Below are 25,557 nucleotides of genomic sequence, written 5' to 3' on the forward strand. Positions count from 1 at the left end.
GTATCAGGAAATACGCGTCTTGCCGTTGACAGCCGTGTCAGGTGTTTCTTCAGCTATAGCAGGTGCGGCGCTCGGCAGGTGACGGGCAATCAGCCCGCGATACGCTGCGGCGCCGAGGCATGCGCCGACGATCGGTGCAAAAATCGGTACCAGGAAGTAAGGAATATCACGACCGCCAGTAAAGGCCATTTCACCCCAGCCCGCGAAAAAGGTCATCAGCTTGGGCCCGAAATCCCGCGCCGGGTTCATCGCAAAGCCCGTCAGCGGGCCCATGGCGCTGCCGATCACGGCAATCAACAGGCCGATCAGCAGCGGGGCCAATGGGCCGCGTGGCAGACCGTTGTTGTCATCGGTAAGGGCCATGATTACGCCCATCAGGATGGCGGTGATCACCATTTCCACCAGGAACGCCTGGGCAGTGCTCAGCAGCGCATGGGGGTAGGTGGAGAACACCGACGCCAACTCCAGGCTGGCTTGGGAGCCGCGCACCATGTGGTGAGTTTGTTCGTAATCGAAAAACAGATTGCTGTAGAGCGTGTACACCAAGGCCGCCGAGCAGAAAGCGCCGGCGATCTGGGCGAGGATATAGAAGGGCAGTTTGCGTTTTTCGAAGTCGGCGAAAATACACAACGCGATGCTGACAGCCGGGTTGAGGTGGGCTCCGGAAATACCGGCGCTCAGGTAGATCGCCATGCTGACGCCGACCCCCCAGATGATACTGATCTCCCACAAGCCAAAGCTGGCACCCGCGACCTTGAGCGCAGCGACACATCCTGTACCGAAGAAGATCAGAAGCGCAGTCCCCAGGAATTCGGCCATGCATTGGCTCGAAAGTGAAGGCTGTTGAAGAGCAGTTGTCATGGAAAACCTCATTTGTTGTTCTTGTCTGGCGCACGACCTCAACGGGCGGTTGCGCGATTTTCACCCTGGCAAGGATCCCCATCCCGGCCACGGCTCACTGCGTGAATGCTGCAGGTGTATTCCTACAGTATTCGGAAACGAAAAAATATAGACAAGAATGACGGCTGTCAAAGGTCGAAAGTGAACTGTCGGTCACTTTCAAACTATTGGTCTGGTGAATGATCACACTTGTCACATGGCACGTGCACCTTAAGAGTGGGCGGACTAGAGCGTTTTGTGCGGGCTTGGCCTAGAATTGGCCATCTGTTTGCCTCGCTCCGGAGACGTCATGACCCCCGCATTGGATTTGTTGAAAAAAGTTCGCGCCGAACATCGAATCCACAGTTACGAACATGATCCCAAGGCTGCTTCGTATGGGCTGGAGGCCGCGGAAAAATTGGGCCTCGACCCGGCGCAGGTGTTCAAGACCTTGCTGGCCAGCAGCGAGAAGGGCGAATTGTTGGTGGCGGTGGTGCCGGTCGTCGGAAGTCTGGATTTAAAAGCCCTGGCTCACGCGGCAGGCGTCAAGAAAGTTGAAATGGCCGACCCGGCAGCGGCGCAGCGTTCCACCGGCTACCTGCTAGGTGGTATCAGCCCGCTGGGGCAGAAGAAGCGTTTGCGCACGTTTATTGATGTGACGGCGCAGCCATTCGCAACGATTTTTGTGAGCGCGGGGAGGAGGGGCTTGGAGGTTGAATTGCCGGCGGTGGTGCTGGCGGAGCATACCCAGGCCAAGTTCGCGCCGATTGGTCGCGCCTGAGATCCGCCTTCGAAGGCTACCGAGGTCCAATGTGGGACTTGCTCCCGATAGCAGTCTATCAGCCAGCTTATCTGTGACTGATACACCGCTATCGGCAGCAAGCCCCTCTCACATTATTGACCTGGTTTCGTCAGTGAGCGGCGCTGTGGCGCCGCACGCCGGACTCGCTCTGAGGAATCTGCGCCGCCGTGCTGCCGGACGCCTGGAACAACACCAAGTGTTCGGCCGCCACCCGAATCCCCACATCCGCGCCCACCTGATGGTCTGCATGGCTGGGGAAAATCGATTCCAGCTGTGCGCCCGTCGGCAGTTGCAGGCGGTACAACGTCGAAGCGCCGAGGAAGGTCTTGCCGACGATCCGTGCTTTCAAGGCGCTGTCGGGTGCGTAGACGATGTCATCCGGGCGCAGTAGCACGTCCACCGCGCCGCCGGTAGGCCAGGTGTAGGCACGGTTGCCGCGCAGCTCACCCAGTTCGGTGCTGACCGATTCCGGCGAGCTCAATTGGCCACGAATGAAGTAACCCTGGCCGATAAAACTCGCGACGTAGGGTGTCTGCGGTTCGTGATACAGGTTGTAGGGCGTGTCCCACTGCTCAAGCCGGCCTTCCTTGAACACACCCACCTGGTCGCTGACGGCAAAGGCTTCTTCCTGGTCATGGGTGACCAGGATCGCACTGGTGCCGCGCGCCTTGAGGATGTCGCGCACCTCGTGGCTGAGCTTGCGCCGCAACTCGCCATCCAGGTTGGAGAAGGGTTCATCCAGTAGCAGCAATGCGGGCTCCGGCGCCAGGGCGCGGGCGAGGGCTACACGTTGTTGCTGGCCACCAGAAAGCTCATGGGGGAAACGCTTGCCCAGGTTCTTCAGGTTTACCAGTTCGAGCAATTCAGCGACCACGCGGTCTTTTTGCGGGTGTTTGCGAATGCCGAAGGCAATGTTGTCAGCGACGCTGAGGTGAGGAAACAGCGCGTAGTCCTGAAACACCATGCCAATACGACGTTTCTCCGGTGCCAGGGTGAACCCGGCACTCGAGATGACTTCACCGGCCAGGCTGATTTCGCCCTCGTGCACCGGTTCAAAGCCGGCAATCGCGCGCAGGGTGGTGGTTTTTCCGCAGCCCGAGGAGCCCAGCAGGCAACCGATATCACCCGCATTGAGGTGCAGGTTGAGGTTCTGCACCACCCGTTGATCTTGATAGCCGCATGCCAGATTGCGCAGGTTCAGCAGTAATTCATGGCTCATGCGTGGTGGTAAGACGGCGGGACGAGAAATTCGAGCAACGCCTTTTGCGCATGCAGGCGGTTTTCAGCCTGGTCCCAGGCGACCGAACGTGGGTCGTCGAGCAGGTCGAGGCTGATTTCCTCGCCACGGTGGGCGGGCAGGCAGTGCATGAACAGTACGTCCGGCGCGGCCAGGTCGAGCAGTTCGCGGGTGACCTGGTACGGCGCAAACAAGGCCAGGCGCTTGGCGGTTTCGTCTTCCTGGCCCATGGAGGTCCAGACGTCGGTGCTGACCAGGTGCGCGCCGACAACGGCGTCCTTAGGATCGCGCAGCAGTTGTACGCGACCGTCTGCCTTGGCGAGGAATTCGGCGCTGGGCTCAAAACCTTCGGGGCAGGCGACGCGCAGGTGGAAGTCGAACTGGATCGCCGCTTCTATATAGCTGTTGCACATGTTGTTGCCATCACCGATCCAGGCGACGGTCTTGCCCTGGATCGAGCCACGGTGCTCAAGGAAGGTTTGCATGTCGGCCAGCAACTGGCACGGGTGCAGGTCGTCGGACAGGCCGTTGATGACGGGAACGCGCGAATGAGCGGCAAATTCGGTCACGGTGCTGTGGGCAAAGGTACGGATCATCACCGCATCCAGCATGCGTGACATGACCCTGGCGCTATCGGCGATAGGCTCGCCACGGCCCAGTTGGGTATCACGCGATGACAAGAAGATGGCTTGGCCACCCAGTTGGATCATGCCGGCTTCGAAGGACACGCGGGTGCGGGTCGACGACTTCTCGAAAATCATCCCGAGCACGCGGTTTTTCAAAGGCTCGAACAGTACGCCGCGGTTACGCAGGTCTTTAAGCTCAATGCCTCGACGGATCACGCTGACCAGCTCTTCGGGCGTGCAATCCATCAGGGAGAGAAAGTGCCTTGCGCTCATCATTAACTACCTTTTGCAACAGACCGCAGATACTCAAAGCCTTGTTTATTGTGACAACGGGCGAGACCTGCGGCGAAAGCCGCACGGGGCGACGAAATAGGGGAAGGCGCGATCTTATAATTAAATGTCGCGTCTTACCAATAGGGCTACGGTTTTTAAGGGCGTTCAAGCAGGGCGCCGAGGCGCTTTTGAAGACGAATTCCAGACAGCAGCGGTTCATTTGTACACTGGCGTCGCAACCTTTTGCAATGTGCGGAGGCGGCTGCAGGCCAGGCTGCGTCGGTTTCAGCGCGCGCCTGCGAGGTTTCTGAAACATTTGCTCATGCTTAGCCATGGCCTGGCCTGATGCTTGTCGATTCACGGCACTGACGTTGGTGGTGCCTTGGCCGTCCGCGGGCCATAGTTAGGCCAAAGCCCTGATAAGAGACTGGCCATGACCAAGACTCTCCACCACCGTGCCTGCCATTTGTGTGAAGCCATCTGTGGCCTGACGCTGGAAACCACCCAAGCCGAGGACGGCAGTCTGGCGATCACTTCGATCAAGGGCGACGCCCAGGACAGTTTCAGCCGTGGGCATATCTGTCCCAAGGCCGTCGCGCTGCAAGACATCCAGAATGATCCCGACCGCCTGCACCAGCCCATGCGGCGGGTGGGCAACGAATGGCAGCCGATTGCCTGGGACGAGGCCTTTGCCCTCATCGCCGAACGGCTGGCGGGGATTCAGGCGCGGCATGGGCAGAATGCGGTGGCGGTGTATCAGGGCAATCCCAGCGTGCATAACTATGGGCTGATGACCCACAGTAACTATTTTCTGGGGCAGTTGAAGACGCGCAATCGGTTTTCGGCGACCTCGGTGGACCAATTACCCCATCACCTCACCAGCTACCTCATGTACGGCCATGGCCTGTTGCTGCCAATCCCCGACATCGACCACACCGACTTCATGCTGATCCTGGGGGGCAACCCGCTGGCGTCCAACGGCAGCATCATGACCGTGCCGGATGTGGAAAAGCGCCTCAAGGCGATTCAGGCACGCGGCGGCAAAGTGGTGGTGGTCGATCCTCGGCGCAGCGAGACGGCAGCCATTGCCGATCAGCATCTGTTCGTGCGGCCAGGCGGTGATGCGGCGTTGTTGTTTGGGGTGCTCAACACCTTGTTCAGCGAAAACCTGACCCGCGACAGCCATCTACCCATTGAAGGCCTGGAGGATGTACGCCGCGCCATCGCAGGGTTTAGCGCTGAGGCCATGAGTCGCCAGTGTGCGGTGCCTGCCGAACAGATCCGCCAACTGGCGCGGGACTTTGCCGCCGCCGACAAGGCGGTGTGCTACGGGCGCATGGGGGTGTCGACCCAGGCGTTCGGCACGCTGTGCCATTGGCTGGTGCAATTGATCAACCTGGTGACTGGCAATCTGGACCGTGTCGGTGGCGCGCTGTGCACCACGCCGGCGGTGGATTTGGTGGCAGCGACCGGCGGCGGGCATTTCAATCGTTGGCAGAGCCGGGTTTCCGGGCGCCCGGAGTACGGCGGGGAGTTGCCGGTGTCGGCCTTGGCTGAGGAAATGCTCACCGAAGGCGAAGGGCAAATCCGGGCATTGGTGACGGTGGCCGGTAATCCGGTGTTGTCGACGCCTAACGGCCGTCAGCTGGAACAGGCGCTGGATGGCCTGGAGTTCATGGTCAGCATCGACCTTTATATCAACGAGACCACACGCTATGCCGACCTGATCCTGCCGTCCACGTCGGCGCTCGAAAACGATCACTACGACACCACGTTCAATATGTTTGCGGTGCGTAACGTTACGCGATTCAATCGCGCGATTTTGCCCAAGCCGGAAGGCGCGCTGCATGACTGGGAGATTTTCGTCGGCCTGGCCAAGGCGTTCGCGGCGCAGACGGGGGTTGCGCTCAAACCCACCCTGCCGCCTGCACAGATGATCGACTTTGGCTTGCGTGCCGGGGTGTACGGTGACGCGTCCAGCCATAAGCTGTCCGTGGCAATGCTGGCAGACCATCCCCACGGCGTGGACCTCGGGCCGCTCCAGCCCAATCTTGCCGCTCGTTTGAAGACCACCAATGGCAAGGTGCAAGCGGCGCCGGCGGTGATCCTCGCCGACCTGGCGCGGTTTGCGGCGCAGCCGGTGCCTGTGGCCGACGAACTGCTGCTGATTGGCCGCCGCCATGTGCGCAGCAATAATTCCTGGATGCATAACTATCACCGGCTCGTGAAGGGCAAGCCGCGCCATCAATTGTTGATGCATCCGGATGACCTGGCCCGTCGGCAACTGAGCGATGGCCAGCGCGTGCGCGTCAGTTCGCGCATCGGCATGATCGAAGTGGAAGTGCTGGCCAGCCTGGACATGATGCCTGGCGTGGTCAGCCTGCCCCACGGTTGGGGGCATGGGCGCCCAGGTGTCCAGATGACGATCGCCAGCGGGCAACCAGGCGCGAGTGCCAATGACTTGACCGACGAGCGGCGGCTGGATGAGTTATCGGGCAATGCTGCGTTGAACGGTGTTCCCGTGCAGGTAGCAGCCGCCTGAGCACCGCGCTGGAATTTTGCGTTACAATGCGCCACCGTGCCGACCTGTGAGTCGCAAAGTTCCAGCCGAGGTGTTCCATGGATATCATCGAAACGATCAAAGAGCAGATTGCCAACAACACCATTCTGCTTTACATGAAGGGCGCGCCCAACGCTCCTCAGTGCGGTTTCTCCGCGAAGGCGTCCCAGGCCATCATGGCGTGTGGCGAGAAATTCGCTTACGTGGATATCCTGCAAAACCCTGAAATCCGCGCCAACCTGCCGAAGTACGCCAACTGGCCTACGTTCCCACAGCTGTGGGTAGCCGGTGAGCTGGTCGGCGGTAGCGACATCATCGTTGAGATGGCCGCTGATGGTTCGCTGCAAACGCTGGTCAAAGAAGCAGCGGCAAACGCCGCAGCCAAGACTAACGCTTGATGCTTCTGTAAAAAGCCGTGCAATAAAAAGCCCCGCGTCTCTAAGAGAGCGGGGCTTTTTTGTACCTGCGTGCTGGGGCTTATTCGCCCATCTGCGATTGCAGGTAGTTTTCCAGGCTGACTTTGTCGATCAGGCCCAGTTGGGTTTCCAGCCAGTCGATGTGTTCTTCCTGGTCTTCCAGGATGTCTTCCAGCAGCTCACGGCTGCCGAAGTCGCCTTTGGTTTCGCAGTGAGCAATGGCGGCCTTGAGGTCGCTGTGGCTCTTGCGCTCAAAACCCAGGTCGCTGCTGATCATTTCTAGGGTGTGCTCGCCGATGTTCAGCTTGCCCAGGTCCTGCACGTTCGGCAGGCCTTCCAGGAACAGGATGCGCTTGATCAGCGCGTCGGCGTCTTTCATGGCCTTGATGGATTCTTTGTATTCACGCTTGCCGAGCTTTTCCAGGCCCCAATCGTCATACATGCGCGCATGCAGGAAGTACTGATTGATCGCGACCAGTTCATTGGCAAGGATTTTGTTGAGTTGCTGGATGACTGAGATGTCGCCTTTCATGACTGGGGTCCTGCCCTGTAATAGCTGTGTATAAGGCGGAGTTTGAGCGGCGAATTCCTTAGTGTCAAACCTAAGTTATTGAATAATAAATGAAAATTAATCGGAATAAGAATGTTTGTGTTCCGCGTCTTGGCGCTAACTAATTGAATTGCGGGCATAAAAAACCGGACGTTAAGTCCGGTTCTTTAAAACACGCCCAATCAGGCGTGTGTAAATTCTGCTGAATAGGGGAGCGCGGCCTGCGCTGTCTGCAGCTGCGTCAGGGTTTCCCGTACCACTTGCTTGGCGAGGCAAGCACATTTGCCACACTGGCTGGCAACGCCGGTGGTTTCACGCACTTCCTTGTAGCTGCAGCAACCTTCATAGATTGCTTCGCGGATTTGTCCGTCGGTGACGCCAGTACAGAGGCACACATACATAAGGGAGAACCATCGCGGGTTTAAGGCTTAAGTGCGATGGATCTTAATGTTAACGAGAATGATTGTCAAAGTAGATTCGTAGGGTATTGGCTGGCACCGCGCCCGCACTGACGAACGGTTTTTTCAGTGTATGATGGTCGGTCTTCACGAAGCGTGACTGCGTCACAGGGCTGTCGCTTAAACACGGCAGACTCGGGCCGGTCCTTTTACTTCAATCGTCACCCTCACATCAGGAGATATCCAATGAGCGTACTCGTCGGCAAACAAGCCCCGGATTTCGACGTACCCGCCGTCCTCGGCAATGGCGAAATCGTTGACAGCTTCAAACTGTCTGAAGCCATCAAAGGCAAATACGGCCTGGTGTTCTTCTACCCGCTGGACTTCACCTTCGTCTGCCCGTCCGAGCTGATCGCCCTGGACCACCGCATGGACGATTTCAAGGCGCGCAACGTTGAAGTGGTCGCCGTTTCCATCGACTCCCATTTCACTCACAACGCTTGGCGCAACACCGCCATCAATGATGGCGGCATCGGCAAAGTCAAATACACCATGGCTGCCGACATGAAGCACGACATCGCCAAGGCTTACGACGTTGAATCCGAAGGCGGCGTGGCTTTCCGTGGCGCGTTCCTGATCGACGACAAAGGCGTGGTTCGCTCCCAGATCATCAACGACCTGCCACTGGGTCGTAACATGGAAGAGCTGATCCGTCTGGTCGACGCCCTGCAATTCCACGAAGAGCACGGCGAAGTCTGCCCTGCCAACTGGAAAAAAGGCGACAAAGGCATGAACGCTTCGCCGGAAGGTGTTGCGGCTTACCTGACCGAGAACGCTGGCAAGCTGTAAGCCAGAGTCGAGGTACAAAAAAACCGGCCTGTGAAAGGGCCGGTTTTTTTATGTGGAGGAAAAGCCCCTGGGGCAAGCGTGCTTTTTGTGGTGAGCGGGCTTGGTGTGGTGAGCGGGCTTGCCCCGCGCTGGGCTGCGAAGCGGCCCTAAAACCTGCCTGCGAGGTCTAGCTGAATAAATGCGCTGCCTGGATTGGGGCTGCTGCGCAGCCCAGCGCGGGGCAAGCCCGCTCACCACAGTAAGCCCTTTCACCACAACAAGCCCCTTCACCACACTAAGCCCGCTCACCATAGCGAGTCCGCTCACCACAAAAGCGCTGTTAGTCGTTGAAGTCTTCCCAGCCGCCCATCTGCTTCCAACGGTTGACGATGCCGCAGAACAGCTCGGCAGTCTTCTCGGTGTCGTAGCGGGCCGAGTGCGCCTCGCGACCGTCAAAGTCGATACCCGCCGCTTGGCAGGCCTTCGCCAGTACGGTCTGGCCATAAGCCAGGCCAGCGAGGGTCGCGGTGTCGAAGCTGGAGAACGGGTGAAACGGGTTGCGCTTCATGTCCAGCCGCGCCACGGCGGCATTCAGGAAGCCCAGGTCGAAGCTGCTGTTATGGCCGACGAGGATCGCGCGTTTGCAGCCATTGGCCTTCAACGCCTTGCGCACGCCACGGAAGATATCGGTCAGTGCCGCTTCTTCACTCACCGCCATGCGCAGCGGGTGATCGAGCTTGATCCCGGTGAACTCCAGGGCAGCGGCTTCGATGTTGGCGCCTTCGAATGGCTCCACCCTAAAGAAGTGGGTGTGTTCCGGGAACACAAAACCCTGTTCGTCCATGCCGATGGTGGTCGCCGCGATTTCCAGCAGCGCGTCGGTGGCGCAGTTGAAACCACCGGTTTCTACGTCGATGACAACCGGCAGATAGCCGCGGAACCGCTCGGCCATCGGGTGACGGGAACCGCCACCACTGTGCTCGTGTTCGTCATCGTAATGGTCTTCACTCACTTGCTTTCCTCCAGCAGGCGCCAGCGCAGTGTTTCACCGGCGCGCAGCGGGATAACAGTCAGCTCGCCAAACGGCAGGCTGGCAGGGGCGGTCCAGTCTTCACGGACCAGGGTGATGCGGTCGGTATTCGCCGGCAGGCCGTAGAAGCGCGGGCCATTGAGGCTGGCGAAGCCTTCGAGCTTGTCCAGCGCGTTGCGCTGTTCGAATGCTTCGGCATACAGCTCAATGGCGGCAAACGCGGTATAGCAACCGGCACAGCCGCACGCGGCTTCTTTTGCGTGCTGGGCGTGGGGTGCCGAGTCGGTGCCGAGGAAAAACTTCGGATTGCCGCTGGTCGCCGCATCCAGCAAGGCCACCTGGTGGGTGTTGCGCTTGAGGATCGGCAAGCAATAGAAGTGCGGCCGAATCCCGCCCACCAGCATGTGGTTGCGGTTGTACAGCAGGTGATGCGCGGTGATCGTCGCGCCGACGTTGGCCGAGGCCTCGGTAACGAACTGCACGGCATCGGCGGTGGTGATGTGCTCGAACACGACCTTGAGGGTCGGGAACAGCTCGACCACACGGCGCATATGCTCGTCGATGAAGATCTTCTCGCGATCGAACACGTCCACGTCGCCACGGGTGACTTCACCGTGGATCAGCAGCGGCATGCCGACTTCCGCCATGGCTTCGATGGCCGGCAGGATCTTGTCGATACTGGTCACGCCGGAATCGGAGTTGGTGGTCGCGCCGGCCGGGTATAGCTTGGCGGCGTGCACGAAACCGCTGGCCTTGGCCTCACGAATTTCTTCGGGCTGGGTACGGTCGGTGAGGTAGAGCACCATCAACGGTTCGAAGCGGCTGCCGGCCGGCCGCGCAGCGAGGATACGCTGGCGATAGGCGTCGGCTTGCTCGGCGTTACGCACCGGAGGTACCAGGTTAGGCATGATGATGGCGCGGCCAAACGTGCGCGCTACATCGGCCACGGTGTGGGGTAACGCAGCACCATCGCGAAGATGAATATGCCAGTCGTCGGGACGCAGCAGGGTCAGGCGGTCGGACATTGGGGATTCCAGGCGGGTCAATCTGGTGGGAATGCTACCGGAAAAGACTCTTGCAGGCACTCGCTATCAAGTTTTGCAGGATGCAACCGATAGCCTTTTGTATGCCTTATCGATGTATGACGCTTTGAAGTGTTGTAGAAACCAGTGGAGCCTCCCGTGCGCCAGCATTATCTAGCCCTGCTCAGTGTGTTCGCCAGCCTGCCTGCGATGGCCCTCACGTTCCAGACACGTCTGGAGAATATTGAGTGGAAGGTAGAAGGCGATCAGTTCGAGTGCCGCCTGACCCAGCCGATCACCGACTTCGGCTCGGGTGAGTTCGTGCGTCGTGCCGGCGAGCAGGCGACGTTTCGCCTGAAAGCCTACAACGGCTCGCTGGGTGTGGGCTCGGCCACGTTGTTGGCGGCTGCCGCCCCTTGGCAGCCGGGCCGAGGTGACATCAACCTCGGCGCCGTGCGTGCCGGCAGTGGCGACGTCTTGTTCAACAGCTCCCAAGCCCAGGCCGGGCGCCTGTTTACGGGGTTGCTGGAAGGGCGCAGCCCGACCGTCCGACACTATGGGCGTGAGGGCGGCTATTCGGAAATCCGCTTATTGCCGGTGAAATTCAACAAGGCCTACAACGACTACCAGCTTTGCACCACCAAGCTGTTGCCGATGAATTACGACCAGGTCAAGCAGACCGAAGTCGGTTTCCCGGGTGGCGGTATCGAACTGGACGCGGCGGCCAAGAAGAAACTCGACGTGATTCTCGCGTTCATGAAGGCCGACCCTACCGTCAACCATATCGAGTTGAACGGCCATTCGGACAACGGCGGCAACCGCCTGACCAACCGTGACGTCTCGCGCCGTCGTGGCTTGGCGGTGATGGACTACTTCAAGGCCAACGGTATTCCGGAATCGCAGATCACCTTGCGTTTCCACGGCGAAAGCTACCCGCTGGCGCCTAATACCAATGCGGCCAACCGCGCGCGCAATCGTCGGGTGAATATTCAGCTCGAACGTGTCGCAGCCCCCGAGAAACCGGCGCCCCAGGCCAGCGGCCCGAGCAACCCTGCACACACGTCATAATGTGCAGCCTAAGGTGCGACCATCGGTCGCCCTCTCGACATAATCTGTCGCTTTATCTTCATTTGCTGTCGCGCCCCTGTAAATCCACGGTTTTGGTCGGTAGAATCGACGCCTTTCCGTACAACCCCGTGGAGTGATGGCATGGCCGACGTAAACAAGGTCGTTCTCGCGTATTCCGGCGGCCTGGACACTTCGGTGATCCTCAAGTGGCTGCAGGATACTTATAACTGTGAAGTGGTGACCTTCACCGCTGACCTGGGTCAGGGCGAAGAGGTCGAACCTGCACGTGCCAAGGCGCAAGCCATGGGCGTGAAAGAGATCTACATTGACGACCTGCGCGAAGAGTTCGTCCGCGATTTCGTCTTCCCGATGTTTCGCGCCAACACCGTCTACGAAGGCGAGTACCTGCTGGGTACCTCCATCGCACGTCCGCTGATCGCCAAGCGCCTGATCGAAATCGCCAACGAAACCGGCGCCGACGCCATTTCCCATGGCGCCACCGGCAAGGGCAACGACCAGGTACGTTTCGAGCTGGGCGCCTACGCGCTCAAGCCAGGCGTGAAAGTGATCGCGCCTTGGCGTGAATGGGACCTGCTGTCCCGTGAAAAGCTGATGGATTACGCTGAAAAGCACGCGATCCCGATCGAGCGTCATGGCAAGAAGAAGTCCCCGTACTCGATGGACGCCAACCTGCTGCACATCTCCTATGAAGGCGGCGTGCTGGAAGACACCTGGACCGAGCACGAAGAAGACATGTGGAAGTGGACCGTCTCCCCGGAGAACGCTCCCGACAAGCCGCAATACCTGGAACTGACCTACCGCAACGGCGACATTGTCGCGTTGGACGGCGTCGAAATGACCCCGGCCACCGTTTTGGCGACGCTGAACCGTATCGGTGGCGAACACGGTATCGGTCGCCTCGACATCGTCGAGAACCGTTACGTGGGCATGAAGTCCCGTGGCTGCTACGAAACCCCAGGCGGCACCATCATGCTGCGCGCTCACCGCGCCATCGAGTCCATCACCCTGGACCGCGAAGTCGCTCACCTCAAAGACGAGCTGATGCCCAAGTACGCCAGCCTGATCTACACCGGCTACTGGTGGAGCCCTGAGCGCCTGATGCTGCAACAGATGATCGACGCGTCCCAGGCCCACGTGAACGGCGTTGTGCGCCTGAAGCTGTACAAGGGCAATGTGATCGTTACCGGTCGCAAATCTGATGACTCCCTGTTCGACGCCAACATCGCCACCTTCGAAGAAGACGGCGGCGCCTACAATCAGGCGGACGCGGCAGGCTTTATCAAGTTGAATGCATTGCGCATGCGCATTGCGGCCAACAAAGGTCGCTCGTTGTTCTAAGTTTCAGCCTGTCGTGAAGAATGGCCCCTTGTTCAAGGGGCCATTTTTTTTGCCGGTGTATTTTATAGAACGTCGCGATGTTTATAGTGATTAAACATATGTTGATATTTTTCATCCCCACCTTTCCCAAACAGAGGATTTGAATTGGCTGTTGTTGGAAGTGTGTAGGGGGAATGAATTTTTTACACCTGTGTAGGAACTGGTCTTACAGAAAATTCACTCATGCAGATACAGCGAATATATAAAGCGCTGAATAGTCTGTAGGAATTAAGGATGTAAGTGAATATGTTAAATGGAACTAAAACAGCCGGATCTTTCCTGCTCGTTCACTCGGCCAACGGCGAGAGGCAAGGGGCATTTCCTGAGAGTTACGTGCGGTACGTTTACCCGACCCCTAATATCCCATGGATATTTCACTCAAAATATGTAAGTCCCCAGAAAGGTCTGAAAGGATCCATAAAGCTTGATAAGTCCGAGATGGCGTTTTTTTGTAGGGTAATTCCTTTATCGCTGTGGGGTGGGTCTCTGCTTGCTGTTGCTTGGGGGGGAATGCTATGCCAACTAGGAAACGACTAGGCTATTGTGCTTGCTCTAAATAATTCGAACAGCGAAATTGGACTTTCTCATGAATAAAGTGCTGATCGTGGATGATCATCCCGTCATTCGTCTTGCTGTGCGTATGCTAATGGAACGTCATGGTTATGAGGTCGTTGCCGAGACCGATAACGGTGTCGATGCGTTGCAACTTGCACGGGAGCATATGCCGGACATTGTCATACTGGATATTGGGATACCCAAACTTGATGGCCTGGAAGTTATTTGCCGCCTGTCTTCGACCAAGCAGGCTGCACCGTTCAAGGTGCTGGTGCTGACGTCCCAGGCCCCTGGTCATTTTTCCATGCGCTGCATGCAGGCGGGTGCTGCCGGCTATGTGTGCAAGCAACAGGACCTGACCGAGTTACTGAGTGCGATCAAGGCCGTCTTGTCGGGCTACAGCTACTTCCCGAACCAGGCGCTCAACTCGGTACGCTCCACCATGGGCAATGCCAGTGAGGCCGATATGGTCGAGCGTCTGTCCGGCCGGGAAATGATGGTATTGCAGCAGTTGGCCCGGGGCAGGACCAACAAGGAGATTGCCGACGGCATGTTCCTCAGCAACAAGACCGTCAGCACCTACAAGACGCGTTTGCTGCTCAAGCTCAACGCCCGCTCTCTCGTCGACCTGATCGAACTGGCACAGCGTAACGGCTTGGTATAGAGGAGGGGATGCCACCGCGTGTTGCCCGGGCAACCGGCAGAAAAAAGCCTCCGTCAGGGAGGCTTCCGGCCGTCGACCTCTCAATCAGAGATCGAAGTCGTAATCGGCCAGTTGTTTTTGCAAGCGTCGTTCTTCCAGAAGATTGTCGATGGTACGGCGTTTGCTCAAATTGGTCTTGGCGACCTCTGCCACAGGCGTCTCCGCCCCATCGTCATCCGATTCAACGAGGTCGTCTTCCACTTCCAGTTGTTCTTTGCCAGTGCTCATAAGGTTCACTCCGGGCTAAGACTGCCGTTGGCGCTCCTTATAACGATAATCCATGACCGGGTAAAAAAGATTTTTTCAATCGACCGATCAATAAAACCAATGGTCCCTCAATCGTCGGATGTCTTGTCCTTGTATTCGCACAGGTCTTCTATCCGACAGCTGCCGCAACGCGGCTTGCGCGCCTGGCAAACATAGCGTCCATGAAGGATCAGCCAGTGGTGGGAATCGAGCAAATACGGCTTGGGCACGAATTTCATCAACTGCTTTTCCACCTCCACCACGTTTTTCCCAAGGGCAATGCCGGTTCGGTTACTGACCCGGAAAATGTGGGTGTCCACGGCCATCGTCAGTTGACGGAAAGCGGTGTTAAGCACCACGTTGGCAGTTTTACGGCCAACGCCTGGCAGGGCTTCCAGGGCTTCGCGGGTTTGTGGCACTTCACTGCCGTGCAATTCCACCAGCAGACGACAGGTTTCGATGACGTTCTTGGCCTTGCTGTTGTACAGGCCGATGGTTTTGATGTATTCCGACAACCCCTCCACACCCAGGGCATAGATTGCCTCCGGCGTGTTCGCCACGGGATAGAGCTTGGCTGTGGCCTTGTTGACGCCCACGTCCGTGGATTGTGCCGACAGGATCACCGCAATCAGCAATTCGAAGGGCGAGGTGTAGGCCAGTTCGGTCTTGGGTTCCGGATTGTCTTCGTGAAGCCTGCGGAAAATTTCCAAGCGTTTTGCGGCGTTCATGGGGCGGTGGTTTCCTTGCAGGCGTTCGGCATCAATGTGAAGAGTGGGTCCAGGCTTGGGGTTCTGTGAGCAAGTATCTCGAACAGGATAAACGATCGTTACGGCGCCCGGCAGCGCTCGTAGCGGGTCACGCGTCGACGTAGGCGTCCACCTGACGCTGCGTTTCCTCAAGCCTGTGTTGTGCGGCTTTCAGTTGATCTGCATTTACGCCCGCTTGGCGTTGTAATTTGCTCACCTCCGCCCGGGCGTACGCCAGGGCGGTTTTCAGCTGGCGCAGTTGAGCGTCGATGGGGCGTTTTTCCACGCGCTGCAAATCGGGCCGAGGCTGCTGACTGTCAGCCTCTGCATCGTGCAAGGCTTGCTCCGCGCTGGACAGCGCAGCGCTCAGGATTGCCAGTTGCTGTTCGTCAGCGTTCTGGTCCTGGGCTTTTTTCAATTCGGCGCGCCGCATGGCCAATTGGATTTTTGCGCGTTTGAGTGCGGGGTCTTTCGGCGGCGGCAGGGTCGTCGGGGTGATGACTTCCAATGCTGCAAGTGCCTGCTCTGCTGCTTCGAACTGCTGCTGCAGGACGATCAACTGCGACTGCTGCTCAAAGGTCGGCGGGTGGCCGAACGCCTTCAAGGATTTGTGCAGTTGGGCACGGCTCATGGCGAGCGTGATTTTAGCCTGCTTGACCGCTGCCTCTTGGGCCGCCTGAGCCGCATCGGCTGGCACGGGCTGTGTTGGCGCCGAGCGCTTGGCCCGTGCCAGGCGTTCGGCGAGTTTGTGGGCTTCTTCCCGTTGCAGGCGCGCGTTGCGTTGTTCAAAGCGCCGCCTAGCCCGGTCACGTTTCAGGCCGCGTTCATGATGCTCACGATCATTGGTCGCCAAGCCACCCACAATCGGTAGCTCGCGGGTCGCTGGGTGCATCTCAATGCAATCGACAGGGCAGGGCGCAACGCACAGGTCACAACCGGTGCACTCATCAATGATGACGGTGTGCATCAGCTTGGCGGCGCCGACAATAGCGTCCACCGGGCAGGCCTGGATGCACTTGGTGCAGCCGATGCACTCGGCCTCGCGGATATACGCTACCTGGGCTGGCGCTTCCCCGCGATGGGTATCGAGGTCCAGCACCGGCACGCGCAGCAACAGTGCAAGGCCGGCGATGGTTTCCTGCCCGCCGGGCGGACACTTGTTGATTGCCTCGCCTCGTGCGATGCCCTCGGCGTAAGGCTTGCAGCCCGGGTGCCCGCATTTGCCGCATTGGGTCTGCGGCAGCAGCGCGTCGATACGTTGAATCAGGTTCATGCTGTGATCACGGGTATGCCGATTAAGCGAACAGGCGTGTAATGGATTTGTAGGAGCCCGGCTTGCCGGCGATAGCGTCCTTGAGATCGCCATTGCCGACAAGCCGGGCTCCTACAATAGGCCTAATTTACTCGCCACAGGCCCATAGGCTTACTTGATGCGTTGACCCGGCTTGGCACCGCTGTCAGGGCTCAGCAGGTAGATCTCTTCGCCACCAGGGCCGGCCGCCATCACCATGCCTTCGGAGATACCGAACTTCATTTTCCGTGGCTTGAGGTTGGCGATCATCATGGTCAAGCGACCATCGAGCTTGGACGGGTCCGGATAAGCGCTCTTGATCCCGGAGAACACGTTGCGTTGCTCGCCGCCGAGGTCCAGGGTCAGGCGCAGCAACTTGTCGGCACCTTCCACGGCTTCGGCCTTGACGATCAGCGCGACACGCAGGTCCACGGCGGCAAAGGCGTCGAACTCGATTTCCGCAGAAATCGGGTCCTTGGCCAGCTCGCCGTTACCGGCCGGTGCCGATTCGCCGGTGTCGGTCTGGCTGGCGACCAGGTCTTCTTTCGAAGCGTCGGTCATGGCCTGGACTTTCACCGGGTCGATACGGGTCATCAGCGGCTTGAACTCGTTCAACTGATGGTTGCTGAGCAGAGTGGCGTGATCGTTCCAGGTCAGCGGCGCGACGTTGAGGAACGCCTCGGCATCGGCGGCGAGCAACGGCAGCACCGGCTTGAGGAAGATCACCAACTGGCGGAACAGATTCACGCCCGTGGCGCAGATCGCCTGGACTTCCGCCTGTTTGCCTTCCTGCTTGTTCAGCGACCACGGCGCCTTGTCGGCGATCCAGGCGTTGGCGCGGTCGGCCAGGCCCATGATCTCGCGCATGGCGCGGGCAAAATCGCGAGCTTCATAGGCGTCGGCGATACTTGGCGCAGCGGCCAGGAACGCGTCGGTCAGTTCCGGCGCGGCATTCTCGGCCACCAATACACCGGCGTTGCCCTTGTGGATAAAACCGGCGCAACGGCTGGCGATGTTGACGACTTTGCCGACCAGGTCCGAGTTGACCTTCTGTACGAAGTCTTCCAGGTTCAGGTCGAGGTCGTCGACGCCACGGCCCAGCTTGGACGCGTAGTAGTAGCGCAGGTATTCCGGCGACAGGTGGTCCAGGTAGGTGCGCGCCTTTATAAAGGTGCCACGGGACTTGGACATCTTCTGGCCGTTGACCGTCAAGTAGCCGTGCACGGCAATGCCGGTTGGCTTGCGGTAGCCCGACCCTTCAAGCATCGCCGGCCAGAACAGGGCGTGGAAATTGACGATGTCCTTGCCGATGAAGTGGTACAGCTCGGCGGTGGAATCCTTGGCCCAGAAGGCGTCGAAATCCAGTTCCGGCGTGCGGTCGCACAGGTTCTTGAAGCTGGCCATGTAGCCGATCGGCGCGTCCAGCCACACGTAGAAATACTTGCCCGGCTCGCCCGGGATCTCGAAGCCAAAGTACGGTGCATCGCGGGAAATGTCCCACTGTTGCAGGCCGGCATCCAGCCATTCGGCGATTTTGTTGGCCACGGCGTCCTGCAGGGTGCCGCTGCGCGTCCAGGTTTGCAGCATTTGCTGGAAATCCGGGAGCTTGAAGAAGAAGTGCTGGGAGTCCTTGAGCACCGGGGTGGCGCCGGAGATCGCCGACTTCGGGTTCTTCAGGTCGGTGGGTGCGTAGGTGGCACCGCATTTCTCGCAGTTGTCGCCGTACTGGTCCTCGGTGCCGCATTTCGGGCAGGTGCCTTTGATGAACCGGTCGGCCAGGAACATTTTCTTTTCCGGGTCGAAATACTGGGTGATCGAGCGCGTGGCAATGTGCCCGGCTTCCTTCAACCGCAGGTAGATCTGGCTCGACAGCTCGCGGTTTTCGTCGGAGTGGGTCGAGTGGAAGTTGTCGAAGTCGACCAGGAACTCGGCAAAGTCGGCGCTGTGTTCAGCCTGCACATTGGCGATCAGTTGTTCCGGGGTGATGCCTTCCTTTTCGGCGCGCAGCATGATGGCCGATCCGTGGGCGTCGTCCGCGCAGACATAAATGCATTGATTGCCGCGATGCTTCTGGAAGCGCACCCACATATCGGTCTGGATGTACTCAAGCATATGGCCAAGGTGGATTGAACCATTGGCATAGGGCAGGGCGCTGGTGACGAGGATCTTGCGTGGCTCGGACATGGGGCTCGGCTACTTGATGAAACGGAGGTCGGCCACTATAAAGCGCCGGGAAATTTATTTCACCCCGTGGCGCTGTTTCCGAATCTTCCCAACCTGCGAAAGCATGCCGTTAAGCCGCTGGAACGGTTAGGATAGCCGCCTGTTTCAGTCAGTCTTTTTTCGGGAGTAGCCCATGAGCGCCGTCAATCGCGCAGCGGTGGAAGCCGTCCTTCGCCAGTACACCGACCCCTATTTGAACCAAGACCCGGTCAGCGCCGGCTGTGTACGTGCCATCGAAATCCAGGGCGACCAGGTGTCGGTCCACATGGAGCTGGGCTATGCCGCAGGTCTGTTCAAGAGCGGTTGGGCGCAGATGCTGCAAATGGCCATTGAGGGCCTCGAGGGCGTTCGTTCCGCCAAGGTCGACATCCAATGCGTGATCGCTGCGCATAAGGCCCAGGCGCAGATCCCGGGCCTGGCCAACGTCAAGAACGTGGTCGCGGTGGCGTCCGGCAAGGGCGGTGTGGGTAAGTCCACCACGGCGGCCAACCTGGCCTTGGCCCTGGCCCGCGAGGGCGCGCGCGTGGGCATTCTCGACGCGGATATCTATGGCCCGAGCCAAGGCGTGATGTTCGGCATCGCCGAAGGCACGCGGCCGAAGGTCAAGGACCAGAAGTGGTTCGTGCCCATCGAGTCACTGGGCGTGGAAGTGATGTCCATGGCCTTTCTTACCGATGACAACACGCCAATGGTCTGGCGCGGGCCGATGGTTTCCGGCGCCTTGCTGCAACTGGTCACCCAGACTGCCTGGGGCGACCTGGACTACTTGGTGATCGACATGCCGCCAGGCACCGGTGATATCCAGCTGACCCTGGCGCAAAAGGTGCCGGTGGCCGGCTCGGTGATTGTCACCACGCCCCAGGACCTGGCGCTGCTCGACGCGAAGAAAGGCGTGGAGATGTTCCGCAAGGTCAATATCCCGGTGCTGGGCGTCGTGGAGAATATGGCGGTCCACATCTGCTCCAACTGCGGCCACGCCGAGCATCTGTTCGGCGAAGGCGGCGGCGAGAAGCTGGCGACCCAATACGGCGTGGAGCTGCTGGCTTCACTGCCGCTGTCGATGTCGATCCGCGAGCAGGCTGACGGCGGTAAGCCCACCGTCATGGCTGAGCCGGATAGCCAGATCGCCATGATCTATCAGGAGTTGGCGCGTCATGTGGGCGCGCGGATCGTCCTGCAAGAGGCGGCGACGCCCGCGATGCCGACCATTACCGTCAGCGACGACTGAGGTTAATGAAGGGAAAAAGCCTCGACTGTGTCGGGGCTTTTTCATGTGTGGAGAGTGGTCACGCAGTCGCGACGGCGCTTTTACGCAGTGGGTGGTGTAAGCATTTGCTTACTTTTCCGTAAGTGTTTGGTTTTTTCATCCGCCATGTACGTCCAAAAATCCTGAGAGATTTTTCTATCTAATTGAAATATAACAATTAATTGTTATTTGTTTGACACGAAAGGTTGCCGGCCGGCGGCGTGCATCCCGTTGAACTTACTTTGGAACTCTCTAAGATCAGCCCTGTGTCCACGGATTGGCACAGCCATCAAGGAACGATGGTTTGAAGGAATGTCGCAGGATGCGATTCATCAGGATGATGAAAAGGAATACAGGGACTAGGGAAAAATGTGGGCGGGTCATACCGCCCCTTTTTTTTGCCTGTAGAAAAGTAAAACCCGCCCTCCAGAAACGCAAAAAGGCCCGCAAGGGGCCTTTTAGGGGGCAACGCTATCAGCGTTCGAGGTCTGCAATCTTACCTTTTTTGCCATCCCACTCCGCTGCATCCGGCATCGGGTCTTTGCGTTCAGTGATATTCGGCCAGATTTCCGCCAGCTCGACGTTCAACTGAATAAATTCCTGCATTTCTGCCGGGACTTCGTCCTCGGAGAAAATAGCGACGGCCGGGCATTCAGGCTCACACAGGGCGCAGTCAATGCACTCGTCCGGGTGGATAACCAGGAAGTTCGGGCCTTCGTAGAAGCAGTCCACCGGACACACTTCGACGCAGTCGGTGTACTTGCACTTGATGCAGTTGTCGGTAACGACGAAGGTCATTTCTAATTTTCTCCTCAGGCGGCGGCAGCGAAACCCTTTGTGGCAGGGCTCGCGAGGTTCGGGAGCGATAGTCTGCAGGCCAGGCTAAAAGCCCACAGCATCCCAAACCGCGCGAGAGTCTACCAGCTTGCAAGCGTCTGCGTTATATCCGAACCTGCAGTGCATATAACATTTCGAGCGCTTTACGGGGCGTCAAGCCGTCCAGGTCAAGTTTTGCCAACTCATCCAGCACCGGATGGGGCAGGCTGGCGAACATGTCACTCTGATGCGGTGCGGCCGGTTTGCTGGTGGCTTTGGTTGGGCTGGTGACCACGGTTTCATGGGGCAGGGCCGTGGTTTCCAGGCGGCTGAGATGTTCGCGGGCGCGGGTAATCACATCGTTTGGCACGCCGGCCAGTTGTGCCACGGCCAGGCCGTAACTCTGGCTGGCAGGCCCCGGCAGCACGTGATGCAAGAACACGATGCGCTCGTTGTGCTCGGTGGCATTCAGGTGCACGTTGGCCACCAGTGGCTCACTTTCCGGCAACACGGTCAGCTCGAAGTAGTGTGTGGCGAACAGCGTATAGGCACGCAAGTGCGCCAGGCGCTCGGCCGCCGCCCACGCCAGGGACAGGCCGTCAAAGGTGCTGGTGCCACGGCCCACTTCGTCCATCAGCACCAGGCTGCGCTCGGTGGCGTTGTGCAGGATGTTGGCGGTTTCGCTCATTTCCACCATAAAGGTCGAACGGCCACCGGCGAGGTCATCGCTGGAACCGATGCGGGTGAAAATCCGGTCCACCAGTGACAGCTCGCAGCTGGCCGCCGGCACGAAGCTGCCGATATGCGCCAGCAGCACGATCAAAGCGGTCTGGCGCATGTAGGTGGATTTACCGCCCATGTTCGGACCGGTGATCACCAGCATGCGGGTATCGTCGTCCAGCGACAGGTCGTTGGCGACGAACGGCGTGGTCAACACTTGCTCTACCACCGGGTGGCGACCTTGCACGATGCGCATGCACGGCTCGCTGACAAAACGCGGGCAGTTCAAGTCAAGGTTCAGCGCACGCTCGGCCAGGTTGCTCAGCACGTCCAGTTCGGCCAGGGCCGCCGCGGTGTCCTGCAGCGGCGCCAGTTGGCTGATCAAGTCTTCGAGCAACGCCTCGTAAAGCATTTTTTCCCGCGCCAGGGCACGGCTCTTGGCCGACAGGGCCTTGTCTTCGAACGCTTTGAGTTCCGGGGTGATAAAGCGCTCGGCGCCCTTGAGGGTCTGGCGACGTTGATAGTCGATCGGTGCCGATTCAGCCTGCTTGCTCGGCAACTCAATAAAGTAGCCATGCACGCGGTTGTAGCCGACTTTCAAGTTTGCCAGGCCGGTGCGGGCCTTTTCGCGGGCTTCCAGGTCGATCAGGAACTGCCCGGCGTTTTCGCTCAGGGATTGCAGCTCGTCCAGCTCGCTGTCGTAACCGGTCTTGAGTACGCCGCCGTCGCGGATGATCGCCGGCGGGTTGTCGATGATGGCTTTTTCCAGCAGTGCCGCGAGTTCCGGGTACGTACCCGCGGTAACCGCAAGCTGTTGCAGGTGTGGCGTATCCAGCTCGGTCATCGCCACTTGCAGTTGAGGCAAGGCCCCAAGGGCGTCGCGCAAGCGTGCCAGGTCACGCGGGCGCGCGTTACGCAGGCCAATCCGCGCCAGGATGCGCTCGATATCGCCGATTTCCTTCAGCTGTGGCTGCAGCTTTTCAAAGCGATAGCCGTCGAGTAGGCAGGTAATAGAGGTCTGTCGCGCTTGCAGTACAGTCAGGTCGCGCAGTGGACGGTTCAACCAGCGGGTCAGCAAGCGACTGCCCATGGCCGTCTGACAGCGGTCAACCACCGATTGCAGGGTGTTATCGCGCCCGCCGGCCAGGTTGGTGTCCAGCTCCAGGTTGCGACGGCTGGCGCCATCGAGCACTACGGTATCGTCGAGACGCTCGTGACGCAGGCTACGCAAATGCGGCAGGGCGGTGCGCTGGGTTTCCTTGGCGTAGCCAAGCAGGCAACCGGCGGCACCGATAGCGAGTGTCAACGTTTCACAACCGAAGCCTTTAAGGTCCTGCACCGAGAACTGTTGGCACAGGCTTTTCAACGCCGAATCACGCTCGAAATCCCACGGCGCGCGACGCTTTGTCCCACGGCGTTTTTCCGCCGGCAGATCCTTCGGCCAATCATCCGGAATCAACAACTCCACCGGATTGATGCGCTCCAGCTCCGCCAGCAGGTTCTCCCAGCCCTTGATCTCCAGCACAGTAAAGTTGCCACTGGTGATATCCAGCACCGACAGCCCGAACAAACGCTCATCGCCCAGCACCGCGGCGATCAGGTTGTCGCGACGCTCGTCCAGCAGCGCCTCATCACTCACCGTCCCCGGCGTAATAATGCGCACCACCTGACGTTCAACCGGCCCCTTGCTGGTGGCCGGATCGCCGATCTGCTCACAGATCACCACTGACTCGCCCAGCTTGACCAGCTTGACCAGATAACCTTCCAACGAATGGTAAGGAATCCCACACATCGGAATCGACTGCCCCGCCGACTGCCCACGCGCGGTCAGGGTGATGTCCAGCAACTTGGCAGCCTTCTTCGCGTCTTCATAGAAGATCTCGTAGAAGTCGCCCATGCGATAGAACATCAACTGATCAGGGTGCTGGTTTTTCAGGCGCCAGTACTGCTGCATCATTGGTGTGTGGGAGGACAGATCGGAAATTGCTTTATTCATCAGTAGCTTAGCGTGTGTGTCTTGAGTGTTTGGGGCAAGTATGGGGCAAGTAGTACCGCGATGAGAGGAATTTTCATTCCTACACACATGGCCCTAATGCTCACATATAGACAGAGTCACCGCCTGTCTGTTGCACGTGAGGTCTTAGGCTACCACGTGCTCCGAATTTTCAGCACGCGTTACGCAAAGCTTCTGAGAGAGGGTGAATTAGTGGGGGAGCGTTTATTATCTGTAGGTCATTTCCTAGAAAATTGTGACATGTCACAAAGCATTGCTTGACATCAAAAGGCCGCATCACCGAAGATTCGCTCATCCAGTCACTGCAGTTTTTTGGCAGTGATTGACAAGCCCGGCCCAAGCCGGGCTTTTTTCGACTGTATAGGTGGCCAATTGCCACTATTGCCATATGATGTATGGCAATAAATGTGTCTATTAAGGGTTTTTCATGGAAGTAGGTGCGATTGCCGACCAGGATGGAACTGTTGTTGAGGCCGTAGTGTCACAGTTGCACGTGGTCGAGGATGATAGAGAGACTCTTGAGCTTGCCTGTATCGACCCGGCGTCAGTGGGACCTTTAATTCAGGTCCTTCAGGACGCCCCGCTTGGGAAAAAAATTCGCATCTATTTGCGGGCAAATCCCGGTGGCAATGTTGGTCAGCTGCAGGATCTCATTGAGGCTTTGGGTCGCACCAATGCTGATGTGGAAATTGCGGTGGGTAGATTCGCGATGAGCTGCGCAGCAGTGCTCTGGCTGTGGTTCGCGCTTGATCCGATCAACCCTCTGAATGACCCTAGTGAGGGGCGTGTTGTTTCTGTGAATCCTCTGAAGCCTGCGGTGCTGATGTACCACCGTCCGCGATGGCCGTATGGTGATTATTATCACTTCATTGACGATTTCAAGAACAAAACGATCCGAGAAAGCGTCCGTGAGCAGGTAGATATGTTCGACGAGCTGTTCTATCGTTACCTCGATCATCAGGGGTTCAATGGAGTGCATGCGGCGACGTATTCTAATGATCACGCAACCTTCAAACACGTTTTGCAGCACCAGTTAGAAACATATCAAAGCAACAAAGATTGCTTTATTCCCTTGTAAGGAAAGGAATCAGGTCATGAAAAGCTTTAGCGCTAGCGAGTATCAGACAAAGCACGCCACCACGCCTCGTAAAGATGGGCTCAGTGGTCGCGATTACACTCTGGCCCGTGTACGTCGTTTTCAAGAGGCTGATCAAAGCCTGAAGCAAGCGTGCGCTGAGCTGGGCATCGAGAAACCCGTCATGATGTGCTGATTGGCAATCAAAAAAACCCGGCTTTATGCCGGGTTTTTTTATGCAAAAAAAACAGTTAGTTATCGTTAAATTTGCGCATGTTGTGCCATATGCGCAGCAGCTCAGTTGGTGACTCGTCATCCATCCACTTGGCGTATACCTCAACCAACATGGTGAAGTCTTTGTGACCCATCTGCTTTGCGATGAACGCAAGGTTGCCACGAGCAGTCAGACACCAGCACGCGTAGGTGTGTCGAGTCTGATATGGCCGGCGCGTACGGATGCCTGAACGCTTTTGGATCGCCGCCCACTTGGTATTCCAAGCGGTGGGAACATACCAGAAGTTTATGATCTTCTTGCGCGCCTGGGTGGAAGGAGAAAGCACTGGGGTGACCCTCTCTTTCCGGCTCTCGTGTCGGTTCTGGAATACCTCAATGAGGCGTGCAGGGTGATCGGCAACAAGCGACATCAATACTCGGCAGGCTTCGACCGCAGGCGGCATTAATAGTACTGAACGCGGCTTCCCCGTCTTCGGAACCTTGAACGTGCCGTTGGCGGTTATGGCGCGAGTGATGTTGATCTGCCCGGCGTCCGAGTCGATGTCTTCAACGGCCACCCGGCGCATCAATGGTGGCCTCACCGGCCAGGACGACCGCCAGG

At 58.5% G+C, this 25,557-nt stretch carries 24 protein-coding genes; 10 read left to right on the top strand and 14 right to left on the bottom strand.

What is annotated here, in order from left to right; all coding sequences use genetic code 11:
* Positions 1 to 3: 3 nt before the first annotated feature.
* Entirely contained in the window at positions 4 to 861 is an 858-nt protein-coding gene (locus AO064_RS24415; protein WP_012722481.1) for an MIP/aquaporin family protein, read from the bottom strand.
* A 328-nt stretch (positions 862 to 1,189) separates the two neighbouring features.
* On the opposite strand from AO064_RS24415, the gene ybaK reads away from it, so the two are divergent.
* Positions 1,190 to 1,660, top strand: a complete 471-nt coding sequence (gene ybaK, locus AO064_RS24420) for a Cys-tRNA(Pro) deacylase (protein ID WP_012722482.1) — start codon at positions 1,190 to 1,192, stop codon at positions 1,658 to 1,660.
* 130 nt (positions 1,661 to 1,790) lie between these two features.
* Here the strand turns inward: ybaK and AO064_RS24425 are convergent, their stop codons facing one another.
* The gene (locus AO064_RS24425; protein WP_064054895.1) at positions 1,791 to 2,900 is read right to left on the bottom strand and encodes an ABC transporter ATP-binding protein; all 1,110 of its coding nucleotides are present in this window, start codon (positions 2,898 to 2,900) and stop codon (positions 1,791 to 1,793) included.
* Positions 2,897 to 3,817, bottom strand: coding sequence for an ornithine carbamoyltransferase (gene argF / locus AO064_RS24430; protein WP_012722484.1), 921 nt, complete (start codon positions 3,815 to 3,817; stop codon positions 2,897 to 2,899). The genes AO064_RS24425 and argF overlap by 4 nt, the downstream gene beginning before the upstream one ends.
* 433 nt (positions 3,818 to 4,250) lie before the next feature.
* Between argF and AO064_RS24435 the strand changes: the two genes are divergently transcribed.
* Both AO064_RS24435 and grxD read left to right on the top strand, forming a co-directional pair.
* Complete coding sequence (locus AO064_RS24435) at positions 4,251 to 6,359, top strand: molybdopterin oxidoreductase family protein (protein ID WP_064054896.1); 2,109 nt, start codon at positions 4,251 to 4,253, stop codon at positions 6,357 to 6,359.
* 77 nt (positions 6,360 to 6,436) lie between these two features.
* A complete protein-coding gene (grxD, locus tag AO064_RS24440) occupies positions 6,437 to 6,775 on the top strand; it encodes a Grx4 family monothiol glutaredoxin (protein ID WP_012722486.1) in 339 nt (112 codons plus the stop codon).
* Between the two features lie 79 nt (positions 6,776 to 6,854).
* Here grxD and bfr read toward each other — a convergent pair whose 3' ends face one another.
* Together bfr and AO064_RS24450 are read right to left on the bottom strand one after the other, a co-directional pair.
* Positions 6,855 to 7,325: a bacterioferritin gene (gene bfr / locus AO064_RS24445; protein WP_064054897.1), complete on the bottom strand. Its 471-nt coding sequence runs from the start codon at positions 7,323 to 7,325 to the stop codon at positions 6,855 to 6,857.
* A 200-nt stretch (positions 7,326 to 7,525) separates the two neighbouring features.
* Positions 7,526 to 7,744: a bacterioferritin-associated ferredoxin gene (locus tag AO064_RS24450; RefSeq protein WP_010564137.1), complete on the bottom strand. Its 219-nt coding sequence runs from the start codon at positions 7,742 to 7,744 to the stop codon at positions 7,526 to 7,528.
* Positions 7,745 to 7,987: 243 nt separating this feature from the next.
* On the opposite strand from AO064_RS24450, the gene AO064_RS24455 reads away from it, so the two are divergent.
* On the top strand, positions 7,988 to 8,590 hold the full coding sequence (locus AO064_RS24455; RefSeq protein WP_003172097.1) for a peroxiredoxin: 603 nt from the start codon (positions 7,988 to 7,990) through the stop codon (positions 8,588 to 8,590).
* 319 nt (positions 8,591 to 8,909) lie between these two features.
* Here AO064_RS24455 and rnt read toward each other — a convergent pair whose 3' ends face one another.
* Both rnt and pyrC read right to left on the bottom strand, forming a co-directional pair.
* Entirely contained in the window at positions 8,910 to 9,581 is a 672-nt protein-coding gene (gene rnt / locus AO064_RS24460; protein WP_010564138.1) for a ribonuclease T, read from the bottom strand.
* On the bottom strand, positions 9,578 to 10,624 hold the full coding sequence (gene pyrC, locus AO064_RS24465) for a dihydroorotase (protein WP_046034441.1): 1,047 nt from the start codon (positions 10,622 to 10,624) through the stop codon (positions 9,578 to 9,580). The genes rnt and pyrC overlap by 4 nt, the downstream gene beginning before the upstream one ends.
* Positions 10,625 to 10,780: 156 nt before the next feature.
* Here pyrC and AO064_RS24470 point away from each other — a divergent pair, with 156 nt between their 5' ends.
* From AO064_RS24470 to AO064_RS24480, 3 genes are all read left to right on the top strand, one after another.
* Positions 10,781 to 11,689 carry a flagellar protein MotY gene (locus AO064_RS24470; RefSeq protein WP_064054898.1) on the top strand — a complete coding sequence of 303 codons (909 nt, stop codon included), beginning with the start codon at positions 10,781 to 10,783 and terminating at the stop codon, positions 11,687 to 11,689.
* Between the two features lie 141 nt (positions 11,690 to 11,830).
* Positions 11,831 to 13,048 carry an argininosuccinate synthase gene (locus AO064_RS24475; protein ID WP_012722490.1) on the top strand — a complete coding sequence of 406 codons (1,218 nt, stop codon included), beginning with the start codon at positions 11,831 to 11,833 and terminating at the stop codon, positions 13,046 to 13,048.
* 625 nt (positions 13,049 to 13,673) lie between these two features.
* On the top strand, positions 13,674 to 14,306 hold the full coding sequence (locus tag AO064_RS24480; RefSeq protein WP_012722491.1) for a response regulator transcription factor: 633 nt from the start codon (positions 13,674 to 13,676) through the stop codon (positions 14,304 to 14,306).
* 84 nt (positions 14,307 to 14,390) lie between these two features.
* Here AO064_RS24480 and AO064_RS24485 read toward each other — a convergent pair whose 3' ends face one another.
* The 4 genes from AO064_RS24485 to metG all read right to left on the bottom strand — a co-directional run bounded on the left by AO064_RS24485 (position 14,391) and on the right by metG (position 18,812).
* A complete protein-coding gene (locus AO064_RS24485; protein WP_012722492.1) occupies positions 14,391 to 14,573 on the bottom strand; it encodes a PA3496 family putative envelope integrity protein in 183 nt (60 codons plus the stop codon).
* A gap of 107 nt (positions 14,574 to 14,680) precedes the next feature.
* The gene (nth, locus tag AO064_RS24490) at positions 14,681 to 15,319 is read right to left on the bottom strand and encodes an endonuclease III (protein ID WP_064054899.1); all 639 of its coding nucleotides are present in this window, start codon (positions 15,317 to 15,319) and stop codon (positions 14,681 to 14,683) included.
* 127 nt (positions 15,320 to 15,446) lie between these two features.
* Positions 15,447 to 16,703, bottom strand: a complete 1,257-nt coding sequence (gene rsxB, locus AO064_RS24495; protein ID WP_259641000.1) for an electron transport complex subunit RsxB — start codon at positions 16,701 to 16,703, stop codon at positions 15,447 to 15,449.
* A gap of 57 nt (positions 16,704 to 16,760) precedes the next feature.
* Positions 16,761 to 18,812 carry a methionine--tRNA ligase gene (gene metG / locus AO064_RS24500; RefSeq protein WP_012722495.1) on the bottom strand — a complete coding sequence of 684 codons (2,052 nt, stop codon included), beginning with the start codon at positions 18,810 to 18,812 and terminating at the stop codon, positions 16,761 to 16,763.
* 172 nt (positions 18,813 to 18,984) lie between these two features.
* Here metG and apbC point away from each other — a divergent pair, with 172 nt between their 5' ends.
* Entirely contained in the window at positions 18,985 to 20,079 is a 1,095-nt protein-coding gene (gene apbC, locus AO064_RS24505; RefSeq protein WP_012722496.1) for an iron-sulfur cluster carrier protein ApbC, read from the top strand.
* 492 nt (positions 20,080 to 20,571) lie between these two features.
* On the opposite strand, the gene fdxA is transcribed toward apbC, so the two are convergent.
* Positions 20,572 to 20,895 carry a ferredoxin FdxA gene (fdxA, locus tag AO064_RS24510; RefSeq protein ID WP_003208688.1) on the bottom strand — a complete coding sequence of 108 codons (324 nt, stop codon included), beginning with the start codon at positions 20,893 to 20,895 and terminating at the stop codon, positions 20,572 to 20,574.
* A gap of 142 nt (positions 20,896 to 21,037) precedes the next feature.
* Entirely contained in the window at positions 21,038 to 23,617 is a 2,580-nt protein-coding gene (gene mutS / locus AO064_RS24515) for a DNA mismatch repair protein MutS (RefSeq protein WP_167355342.1), read from the bottom strand.
* 457 nt (positions 23,618 to 24,074) lie between these two features.
* Between mutS and AO064_RS24520 the strand changes: the two genes are divergently transcribed.
* Both AO064_RS24520 and AO064_RS30795 read left to right on the top strand, forming a co-directional pair.
* A complete protein-coding gene (locus AO064_RS24520) occupies positions 24,075 to 24,725 on the top strand; it encodes a hypothetical protein (protein WP_064054902.1) in 651 nt (216 codons plus the stop codon).
* Between the two features lie 16 nt (positions 24,726 to 24,741).
* Positions 24,742 to 24,918, top strand: coding sequence for a hypothetical protein (locus AO064_RS30795; RefSeq protein ID WP_156521577.1), 177 nt, complete (start codon positions 24,742 to 24,744; stop codon positions 24,916 to 24,918).
* A 55-nt stretch (positions 24,919 to 24,973) separates the two neighbouring features.
* On the opposite strand, the gene AO064_RS24525 is transcribed toward AO064_RS30795, so the two are convergent.
* Entirely contained in the window at positions 24,974 to 25,513 is a 540-nt protein-coding gene (locus AO064_RS24525; protein WP_375232543.1) for a tyrosine-type recombinase/integrase, read from the bottom strand.
* Positions 25,514 to 25,557 lie beyond the last annotated feature (44 nt).

It is taken from the genome of Pseudomonas marginalis, from assembly GCF_001645105.1.
GTDB classification, from domain to species: Bacteria; Pseudomonadota; Gammaproteobacteria; order Pseudomonadales; family Pseudomonadaceae; genus Aquipseudomonas; species Aquipseudomonas petroselini.

Bases quoted from the DNA above. Each gene is read 5' to 3' on its own strand.
- AO064_RS24415 (WP_012722481.1), bottom strand. From the start codon at position 861: ATGACAACTGCTCTTCAACAGCCTTCACTTTCGAGCCAATGCATGGCC.
- ybaK (WP_012722482.1), top strand. From the start codon at position 1,190: ATGACCCCCGCATTGGATTTGTTGAAAAAAGTTCGCGCCGAACATCGA.
- AO064_RS24425 (WP_064054895.1), bottom strand. From the start codon at position 2,900: ATGAGCCATGAATTACTGCTGAACCTGCGCAATCTGGCATGCGGCTAT.
- argF (WP_012722484.1), bottom strand. From the start codon at position 3,817: ATGAGCGCAAGGCACTTTCTCTCCCTGATGGATTGCACGCCCGAAGAG.
- AO064_RS24435 (WP_064054896.1), top strand. From the start codon at position 4,251: ATGACCAAGACTCTCCACCACCGTGCCTGCCATTTGTGTGAAGCCATC.
- grxD (WP_012722486.1), top strand. From the start codon at position 6,437: ATGGATATCATCGAAACGATCAAAGAGCAGATTGCCAACAACACCATT.
- bfr (WP_064054897.1), bottom strand. From the start codon at position 7,325: ATGAAAGGCGACATCTCAGTCATCCAGCAACTCAACAAAATCCTTGCC.
- AO064_RS24450 (WP_010564137.1), bottom strand. From the start codon at position 7,744: ATGTATGTGTGCCTCTGTACTGGCGTCACCGACGGACAAATCCGCGAA.
- AO064_RS24455 (WP_003172097.1), top strand. From the start codon at position 7,988: ATGAGCGTACTCGTCGGCAAACAAGCCCCGGATTTCGACGTACCCGCC.
- pyrC (WP_046034441.1), bottom strand. From the start codon at position 10,624: ATGTCCGACCGCCTGACCCTGCTGCGTCCCGACGACTGGCATATTCAT.
- AO064_RS24475 (WP_012722490.1), top strand. From the start codon at position 11,831: ATGGCCGACGTAAACAAGGTCGTTCTCGCGTATTCCGGCGGCCTGGAC.
- AO064_RS24480 (WP_012722491.1), top strand. From the start codon at position 13,674: ATGAATAAAGTGCTGATCGTGGATGATCATCCCGTCATTCGTCTTGCT.
- AO064_RS24485 (WP_012722492.1), bottom strand. From the start codon at position 14,573: ATGAGCACTGGCAAAGAACAACTGGAAGTGGAAGACGACCTCGTTGAA.
- nth (WP_064054899.1), bottom strand. From the start codon at position 15,319: ATGAACGCCGCAAAACGCTTGGAAATTTTCCGCAGGCTTCACGAAGAC.
- rsxB (WP_259641000.1), bottom strand. From the start codon at position 16,703: ATGGCGATCTCAAGGACGCTATCGCCGGCAAGCCGGGCTCCTACAAAT.
- metG (WP_012722495.1), bottom strand. From the start codon at position 18,812: ATGTCCGAGCCACGCAAGATCCTCGTCACCAGCGCCCTGCCCTATGCC.
- apbC (WP_012722496.1), top strand. From the start codon at position 18,985: ATGAGCGCCGTCAATCGCGCAGCGGTGGAAGCCGTCCTTCGCCAGTAC.
- fdxA (WP_003208688.1), bottom strand. From the start codon at position 20,895: ATGACCTTCGTCGTTACCGACAACTGCATCAAGTGCAAGTACACCGAC.
- AO064_RS24520 (WP_064054902.1), top strand. From the start codon at position 24,075: ATGGAAGTAGGTGCGATTGCCGACCAGGATGGAACTGTTGTTGAGGCC.
- AO064_RS30795 (WP_156521577.1), top strand. From the start codon at position 24,742: ATGAAAAGCTTTAGCGCTAGCGAGTATCAGACAAAGCACGCCACCACG.